This is a genomic window from Sphingobium sp. 3R8 (genome assembly GCF_020166615.1).
In the GTDB taxonomy this organism is placed as follows: domain Bacteria; phylum Pseudomonadota; class Alphaproteobacteria; order Sphingomonadales; family Sphingomonadaceae; genus Sphingobium; species Sphingobium bisphenolicum.
In genome coordinates this window covers 1-2,347 of record NZ_JAIQXR010000053.1, presented here as the reverse complement: position 1 = coordinate 2,347, position 2,347 = coordinate 1, and the positions used below count along the sequence as shown (strand labels likewise).

Genomic DNA, 2,347 nt, shown 5'->3' with positions numbered 1-2,347 from the left:
TGTCAACGGGCGCCGAAGATTCCGCAAAAGTGGGCATCTAAAATTCCCTAGTTTGGCGGGAGGGTTTGTATCGGTGATCAGCCGTGATGGAGATCTGGCTTTTCCTTTGCTGGCGGGCGGCCGCGCCGTTTCGGCAAGGGCGGCGGGTTGATGGACGGTGCCATGCGCGCATGCTCGGGCAGCAGGTCGGCGTGCTGTCGCATGCGATAGCTGGAGCCCTCGATCTGGACGACCACAGCGTGGTGAAGAAGGCGGTCGAGCAGCGCGGTGGCCACCACCGGATCGCCGAAGACATCACCCCATTCGGCGAAGCCGCGGTTGGATGTCAGGATCATGGCACCCTTTTCGTATCGGGCGTTGACGAGCTGGAAGAAGAGATTGCCGCCGCCGGGCGTGACGGGAAGATACCCGATCTCGTCGACGACGAGCAGGGAGGATCGGCATAGGAAGCGGATCCTCTCACGCAACGTGCCCTCGCGTTCAGCCTTGGTCAGTGAAGCGATCAGATCGGCGAGCGGGATGAAGTAGACGCTCTTGCCCGCCTTCACGGCCTCGACAGCAAGGGCCGTGGCGATATGGCTTTTCCCGGTACCGGGCGGACCCAGCAGATGCACCACCTCGGCCCGGTTGATGAAGTCCAGGCCAGCGAGCGCCAGGATGCGGTTTCGGTCGAGCGACGGCTGGAAGGAGAAGTCATATCCGTCCAGCGTCTTGATGATCGGCAGCCTTGCCATGCGCAGGGCCGCCTTGATCCTGCGGTTCTCCCGGAGCGACAGTTCTTCGTTCAGCAATATGTCGATGGCCTCGATGCCATCGATTTTGCCCTGCTCTATGCCGCGCAGGGTGGCGTTGAGCATCTCGAGGGCGCGTGGCATTTTGAGATGGACCAGGCTGCGGCGGATATTATCGACGCGGGATGCGGCACCCCCATGGTTCATGGCCGTTCTCCCCGCGCCAGTTGGCTGCCGATCGCCTGATAGATGGCTAGGGAGCGCACGGTGACATGCTCGCCTACACGACCGATGGCGATTACCTCTTTGCCATGGATACGGCGCTTGGCGCCGCTGCCGCCTGTCCGATGCGTAGGATCGATCCTATACTGCCGGCGCCCCTCAAGAACCGGGTGCTCGGCAATGACCTGGCCCAGGTCTACGATCCGGATCTTGTCGGGCAACTGCTGGATTTCGACGACGCGCCGGGTGCGATCGGGAACGCTGTAGTAATTGCCGCCGACAGAGACCATCCCATCGTGGCTGACGCGGCGCTCCAGCTTCAGAACGGCGTCAAAGCGACCCACCGGGAGCAGCTGCAACTCAGGCTGCTCGGCGGCGAAGGCTTCAGCAATAATCCGCTGCGTCGTCCCGTGGACACGGACATTGGCGACGGTATCGAGCCAGTCGATCAGCTGGACATTGAGATCGTCCAGATTGCGGAAGCTCCGGCCCAGGAAGAAGTCCTTGCGGATATAGCTGAACGGCCGCTCGACCTTTCCCTTGGTCTTGGCCCGATAGGGACGGCAGGCGCGTGGCACGAAGCGGTAATGCCCCGCCAGGGCCAGCAATGATCGATTGTAGATGATATGGCCCTGATCATCTTCCCCGGTCACGGCGGTTTTCATGCGATCGTAGAGGATCTCGATCGGGACGCCGCCGAGCGCTTCAAAGGCCTGCATATGACAGCGCAACAGAGTTTGGAGATCCTGGTGCATGACGTAGCGCGCAAACAGGAAGCGCGAATGTCCCAGCACCAAGCTAAATAGCCAGACGATCCGGCTGACGCCGGGCTCATCGGTAAATTCGACGACGAACCGGGCAAAGTCCACCTGCGCCTGCACGCCAGGCGGCGTCTCGAACCGAACCTCGAAGGGCTTGGGGCCGTTTTCCGGTCGGATCGCTGCCAGGAACCGCTTTACCGCGGTATAGGCGCCCATATACCCCAGCTCACGAATTTCCCGTGTCAGACGCGCCGCCGTCAGATCGGGAAAGGCCGCCACTCGCTCACGCAAAAATTCCAGATAGGGTGCCAATTTGTTCGGTCGACCCAGCATGCGTGGGCCGTAAACCGGGACCTCGACACCCCGTTCGATATATTTTCGGATGGTCTTGGGGTCGCGACCAGTGCGTCGGGCAATGGCGGATATCGATACGCCCTGCCGATGTAGTTCGAGGATCATCATCAATTCTCCAAGTCGGATCATCGGCCCCGTCTCCGCGTCTGCAAAGGAGATGAGGACAATGTCGGCTCATCTCATTCTGCCGGGGCTAGCCCCGGCAGAATGAGATGAAGGGGCCACCAACTAGGGAATTTTCAAAGCCCACTTTTGCGGAGAATTGCACGACCGATGACA

The 2,347-nt window shown here is 60.9% G+C and carries 2 protein-coding genes; both read right to left on the bottom strand.

Features of this window, described 5'->3' with window-relative positions; all coding sequences use genetic code 11:
• Positions 1-77: 77 nt before the first annotated feature.
• Entirely contained in the window at positions 78-938 is an 861-nt protein-coding gene (gene istB, locus K9B33_RS22850) for an IS21-like element helper ATPase IstB (RefSeq protein WP_224551411.1), read from the bottom strand.
• Positions 935-2,197: an IS21 family transposase gene (gene istA, locus K9B33_RS22845; protein WP_224551410.1), complete on the bottom strand. Its 1,263-nt coding sequence runs from the start codon at positions 2,195-2,197 to the stop codon at positions 935-937. The genes istB and istA overlap by 4 nt, the downstream gene beginning before the upstream one ends.
• Between the last annotated feature and the right edge of the window lie 150 nt (positions 2,198-2,347).